Source organism: Arthrobacter sp. P4_F10 (assembly GCF_056401435.1).
Map to the genome: position 1 here is coordinate 86,875 of NZ_JBFUJJ010000015.1, position 6,000 is coordinate 92,874.

The window sequence follows — 6,000 nt, forward strand, 5'->3', positions numbered from 1 at the left end:
GAGATCCTTTCTGCTTACGCGTGGAACTTGACCACCTCGACCACTCCCCGCCAACTCGCGGCCGACTTTCTGGATGCGCTCCGGGACGGTTCTGATGGTCTTGATGCGCGATCCCGGATGAAGTCTTCGATCTGGGCGCCGTGGCGTTCCAGGTGGATATCGCGGCTGCCGTCGGAGCGGAGAGGTCGCTCGCGCACATCATGTCCCGGATGTTCAGGGTCTTGCCGGCGGTCACGGCCGGGCGGCCGGTTCGACCAGGGTGACGCCGGTGGCTTCGGGAAAGGAGTGGGCTTCGAATTCTCCGCTGGACGGGACGCCGGGCTGGACACGGTTCTGGTTGCTCATGCCCTCCTGTGTGCGGCTGGCCGCCCGCAGTGGCAGCTGCATGCGGACAGGGGCCATTGGACTCATCCGTGGCCGACGTTGGCGCGCCATGCTTGGGGCACGTCCCGGTGGCCCATGCTGGTGCAACGCGATGGTCCTATCAAGATGGCATGCGACATGCTCGATCCGAGAGGCAGGCACAAAATGGCAAACGTTACGCGCATCGACTGGACGATCCAGACCGGACAAGAGTTCTGGAGTGGCACGGACGACACAGTCATACTTGAGATCTACCGTGATGAGACGCTGCTGAAGCGCGGCAGTCTCGAGCCGGGACGCACGCCTCGCCTCGATCGCGGCTCGGTCGCGACATACTACTGGGTGTTCCAGAATCCGGATGGCCTAGGCGTCTCCGTTTCAGGAACTGCTGTGCCGTACTACGAGGTGTTCCGCGATGGGGTTGCGGGGCATCTGCGCGTGAAGCTAGTTGCCACGGGCGATGACGCATGGGAAAAGGTATCCATCGACAGCACCGTTTACACTGGCAATCTCCGCTCGGTACCCGGGACGATAGACAGCGTTAAGTGGGTCGAGGACTACGAGCCCTTTTTCTTTGGACAGGATGTGGTGATTACCACGACCCCACCGGGTTACGCCGAATGGAACCTCTACTATTGACCGGACCTCGGTGCTCACGCAGCAGCCCCTTCCTGCTCGGCGCGCGCGAGTGGGCCGTCAACCTCGAAGAGCGGCCTGCGGTATTTATAGATGACACCCGAGTCGCGTCCTCACTGCATCGCCCGCGGGGCCACATTCCCTTGACGAATGCCGGCCGGGCGGGTAGGACGGAGTCAATTGCGGGTATTCCGATCACAATCCGCAGATGAGCGTAACCCCAGAATTCGGGGCACCCGTTGCCTGTTCCTCTGGAACTTAGTCGCCGAGCAGATCGAAATTATCATGTCGTAAACGGGCAAATGGGGGCCAGGGAATAGCCCGGTGAAGGACTTTCGCGGGTGCCGCACAACTGCTTCATCGGAGTCAGGAGTCTCAGTAGGGCGGATATAGAACAACCTGTAGTCGGGGTGGAGTCTAGATCCCCTACGCGACGCTAAATCAAGCCAGGCCACGCTTATTTGATGGGTGAGAAGCTATGAATGAGTCAATGCTTACGGAGATCGACGCTATCGCTGCCACGGGCAACGCAGTGTTGGCTGGTGGGGACGATGGCGTGGTTGAAGTCGTGAAGGCGGCTATCCTAGCCGATGTTTCCGCCGCGTTCTACCTTACGCAAGAGCAGTCACGGGCGGTCAAGGATTGGTACTGGACTCCAGAAAGAATCCGAAGCAGGGGACTTAGGGAAGTATCCGAAGAGGAAAGTGAGCGCATCAAATTGGAACTGGGCCTGGACCTCCCCAACTTTCGATTCACACCGAAAAAGTGCGAATGCGGGCATCTGTATGGTGCTTTCGATTTCCTGCAACAGGGCATCAAGCAGCACGGCCTGGAAACCGTACGGTCTGTGTTCACTTTGAAGTACGCCACCCTGTTGCAGGTGAACCCCACATTTAAAGCAGTTTGCCCCCATTGACAACCGGCCAATCAACGAACGGCCAAGTGACGAACAGCCAAGTGTCAACAGAATGACGATTGAACTCGGTGGCATCGAGTACGAAGGTCCCACGTATGGTGGATGCTGCTGTTGTGCGTAGAGCCCGTGAGTAAAAAGCCTCGTCTACACGGACGTTTCGTCACCCGGTGCATGGTGTTCAACCGGGTCTAGGTCTCGTCCTTCGGGCTAGTGGTGATCGGGGCCGTTGAGCCTGCTGTGCATCTCCGGCAGGGTGTACTCGGCGGGCGGGCGCATCTTCTCGGCGCGGAAAGGGGACGACGACCAGGGCGGTGCGCGGCATCAGCAGCGCCCGGCCTCGGCCCTCGTGCGAGTGGCGGCGGCGGGGCAGCAGCGCGCAGTAGTCGTTCGTGGAGATGTCGTCGGCGCGGGGATCAGGTTCACGGGTCATGCCCGTCATGTGTGCGGAACGCGGCCTCACCGGTAACGGCAAGGCCCTCACTGGGGTAACAAGTATGCGTTGACAGTCCGGACGGTGACGGAGCACCCTAGTGCCTGTTGGGCTGGGGCGCCGGAGAATCAACGACGATGGGGGACCCCATGATCACTGTCCGGTTCACTTACATCACAGGCATCAAGCGGGGCCTTTTCCGTAGTGCCAAACTGTCGGGCACGTGGAACAGCTGGGGCGATATACCGATGCAGGAGATCGTCGCGGATGACGGCTGCCCGGCTTTCGAAGCGACCGTGAATTTCGACGACACTCTGGCCGGCCAGGAGATCCGGTGGGGCGTCCGGCTGGACGGGCCAGCGGGCGCGAACCAATGGGGGATCGTCACCGAGGACCCGGACCTGGCGGTGATCAGACCGGAATGCCACACCATCCTGCCGGCGGCCGAAGGACAGGCGACGGCCCGCTACTTTCTGACGCTCAGTCGGTTCCTGGGCGCCCAGAAGTTCTACCAGGGCGGCGCGGAACAACTCAGGTTCGCGGTCTGGGCGCCCAACGCGCAGAACGTTGAAGTTGTCTTCGGAGCGAAGGACAACGGCTACATCGACGACGGCGGGACCGGCATCGACGCGAACCGTCCCGTGGTGCCGCTCAAGAAGATCGGTGCCGGCATCTGGGCCAGCGATCCGCTGCTGGACTTCCAGTCCTATGTCGGCTTGCCATACATGTACCGCGTCCAAAACGCCCAAGGCGCCACACGGATTCGCACGGACATCCACTCCCGCTGGCAGATCGGCCGCGGCGATATAAATCCGAAGGACAAGCCGTGGGACGGGAGCCCGGATACCCTGGACGGCGGCGTCAGCTGCAGCGTCGTCATCGACCAGGACGTGGTGCGCGAAGAGTTCGAACCGACCACCGACCCGCCGAAGCAGATCAACGACGACGAGTTCTGGTCCTAGGAGTTCACCGCGGGGTTGCCGGTGCCAGTACGGCTCACAGACCTGGTGATTTACGAACTCCACATCGGGTCATTGGGATTCGGCAAAACGGGCCCGGGCACCTTGCAAAAATTGCAGCCGAGTACCGGCTGGGCTGAAGCCTGCAACGAAGTCGAAAGGTGTGGCGGTTCCCTGTTGGGAGGGAACCGCCACACCTGTCTACGGATGAGTGAGCAATAGCCTTGCTCAGTAGCCGACGGGCATCCTGAGCGTATAGGGCTCTTCCATGGCTTTGATCTCGTCGTCTGTCAGCTTCACGGCGAGGGCGGCGACCGCGTCGGGGAGGTGGTGCTCCTTGGTGGCCCCGACAATCGGCGCGGACACGACAGGGTTTTTCAGCACCCACGCAAGGCCACGTGCGCCATGGGAATTCCCCGCGCTTCTGCATTCTTTTGAACGGCGTCGGCAATGGGCTTGTCCGCTTCGCTGAAGCTCCGCTCGGCGACGGGGTCATTGGCCGCCCGTGCGGTGGCACCGCCCCACGGGCGGGCGAGCCGTCCCTTCGCGAGCGGGCTGTAGGGGATGCCTCCCACGCCTTGGTCAGAGAGGAGGCCGAACATTTCGCGCTCCTCTTCACGGTGCATCAGGCTGTACTGGTCCTGCATCGACACGAAGCGCGTCCACCCGTGCAGATCCGCGGCGTGCTGCATCTTGGCGAACTGCCAGGCCCACATCGCGGATGCGCCGATGTAGCGGTCCCAGGCGTCATCAAGGCTGGACCAGTACACATTGCACCGCTCAGTGGTCTGGTACTTCTTCTTATCCACGGGGGCCTGGCGCTGGACCACGGCGTCGACGGTGAACGTCTGATACGTCCGGCTGCTGCCCACCGTCCTGAGGGACAGAACCTTAAATCCCGCGCCGTCGTCGTAGAGATCCCGCAACCACCGCTCGCACTTTGCGACTGCCGTCTGTTCCGTGGCGACGTTGTCGAGGGGGGCGGAATCCTTGGCGGCGTCGGTTTTCGCGTTCTCGCCAATGGAGTAGGTGACGACTCCCACTTGGCAGGTCAGGCAACACGCACGATCTTGAACGCGTAGTCATTGAGGCGGACCGGCTTGGCCAGGGTGGAGCCGTCAAGGTCCACCATCGTAACGGCTTCGCCGCCGGTGAGTGAGCGGCTCCCCGCTGTCGTATAGGCGGATATCTCGTCGAAGTAGACGACGCCAAAGTGTGCCAGGGGGTTTGACGACGGGTGGTCGACGGTGCTCCGGCTGATCCCGGCGTTGACGGTTACGGCGGGCGGGAACCCGGAATTGAAACTGAAGTTCACCGTCTGCGACCTGGTCTCGTTCGCCAGGACGTAAGTGGCCCTACCGGGAGGGGACGTGCTAAGACATATCCCCGCGCTAATCACGTCGCCGGGTTGGACCGGGAGCCCGACCGTATCGACATTGAGGGCGGTGATCGTGGCTGTGACGTTATTCGTGGAGTCGACGGTCATTTCGACGTGTACGTCAAGGAATCCGAGACCCACGAACGTACGAAACTTATTGAGGCCTTGAGCGTTGGGAGTGTGCCGCAAATTAGGCACGGTCCAGGTGACCGCCAGGGTCGTAAACGGGTCACCGAAGCTGTCGAGCGTGTAGCCACAGGTTCCGACGGGGTACAGCAGCAACGCTTCGGGCGCCATATCGGACCCCGTCTGCGGTGGTCGAGGCACTTCCGCCTGCAGGTGTTCGAACGTGCGATAGCGGCGTGCCTGCCGATCCCACAGGGCGGACAGCCCAGGCTGGCTCTGACGATCGGGTCGCCGGGGGAGACCGTATCTGGCCAAGCTCTTCGGGTCGGCGGTTAACGGGTCGAAGTCCGCCGGTGGCGGTGTGGCCCCTGCCTCTTCGCGGCTGAAGCGTACCTCATTGCTCACGCCGTTCTCCCTTCCCGCGCTCCGGCACTACAGCCTTGGAGATGGTGCTGGCCATGCTAGCTCAGCCCGTGTACAGGCACCAGAGTCATTCGTGTCTCGCGAAAGATGCTCGCGGAACTCGGATCCGATAGGCGCCCTAGGCGACGGTGTTTGGGATGGTGACCACGACTTTGCCGAACTGGCTGTTGGACGCGAGGTACCTGTAGGCGTCGGCGATGTTGGCCAGGTCAAAGACCGCGTCGATGGTTGGTGTGAGGACCCTTTTTTCGAGGCCTTCGCTGATGAAGGCGACAGCCTTGTGGAGGTGGCTGTCATCTGCGTCCACTTCGTTCATGTCTTAGCCGCGGATGGTGATGCGTTTTTCCAGCATTGACAGGACCGGCAGCGATGTCGGGTCGCTGCTGAGGGCGCCGTAGATGACAACAGTGGCATAGGTGGCTACTGCATCAATAAGTTGAGCCAGCGGTGGCCCTGCCACCGGGTCGAAGATGACCTGCACACCGGCGCCGCCGGTAATTTGGTCCAGGCGGGCGGTGACGTCTTCACTCTCCGTGGCGATAACCGCTGACGCGCCGGCATCGAGGAGTTGTTGGCGCTTCGCTCCGGTCCGCGTCACGGCCACCGGCTTGGCGCCCACAATGTTGGCGATCTGGATGGCCGCGAGACCCACGCTGCTGGACGCGGCAGGGATCAGTTGTTTTCGTATACTCAGGCCAGATAGGCCAGATAGGCCAGATAGGCCAGATAGGCCAGATAGGCCAGATAGGCCAGATAGGCCAGATAGGCC

General features: G+C 61.8%; 6 protein-coding genes and 1 pseudogene. 3 read left to right on the forward strand and 4 right to left on the reverse strand.

All coding sequences use genetic code 11. The features are described 5' to 3' along the window. Nucleotides 1-528: 528 nt before the first annotated feature. The 3 genes from AC1DR1_RS15465 (at nucleotide 529) to AC1DR1_RS15475 (ending at nucleotide 3,307) form a co-directional block, all read left to right on the forward strand. Nucleotides 529-1,002 carry a hypothetical protein gene (locus AC1DR1_RS15465; protein ID WP_364746453.1) on the forward strand — a complete coding sequence of 158 codons (474 nt, stop codon included), beginning with the start codon at nucleotides 529-531 and terminating at the stop codon, nucleotides 1,000-1,002. A gap of 487 nt (nucleotides 1,003-1,489) precedes the next feature. Next, entirely contained in the window at nucleotides 1,490-1,915 is a 426-nt protein-coding gene (locus AC1DR1_RS15470; RefSeq protein ID WP_364746455.1) for a hypothetical protein, read from the forward strand. A gap of 579 nt (nucleotides 1,916-2,494) precedes the next feature. Next, on the forward strand, nucleotides 2,495-3,307 hold the full coding sequence (locus AC1DR1_RS15475; RefSeq protein ID WP_476992853.1) for a hypothetical protein: 813 nt from the start codon (nucleotides 2,495-2,497) through the stop codon (nucleotides 3,305-3,307). Nucleotides 3,308-3,532: 225 nt separating this feature from the next. Here the strand turns inward: AC1DR1_RS15475 and AC1DR1_RS15480 are convergent. The 4 genes and pseudogenes from AC1DR1_RS15480 to AC1DR1_RS15495 all read right to left on the reverse strand — a co-directional run. Next, nucleotides 3,533-4,020 (reverse strand): annotated as a pseudogene (locus AC1DR1_RS15480) (aldo/keto reductase). Nucleotides 4,021-4,355: 335 nt separating this feature from the next. Next, on the reverse strand, nucleotides 4,356-4,979 hold the full coding sequence (locus AC1DR1_RS15485; protein ID WP_364746459.1) for a G1 family glutamic endopeptidase: 624 nt from the start codon (nucleotides 4,977-4,979) through the stop codon (nucleotides 4,356-4,358). Nucleotides 4,980-5,349: 370 nt separating this feature from the next. Continuing rightward, a complete protein-coding gene (locus AC1DR1_RS15490) occupies nucleotides 5,350-5,547 on the reverse strand; it encodes a zinc-binding dehydrogenase (RefSeq protein ID WP_364746461.1) in 198 nt (65 codons plus the stop codon). Nucleotides 5,548-5,550: 3 nt separating this feature from the next. Continuing rightward, nucleotides 5,551-6,000: zinc-binding dehydrogenase (locus AC1DR1_RS15495; protein WP_476992854.1), on the reverse strand; the 450-nt coding region annotated here is incomplete at its 5' end.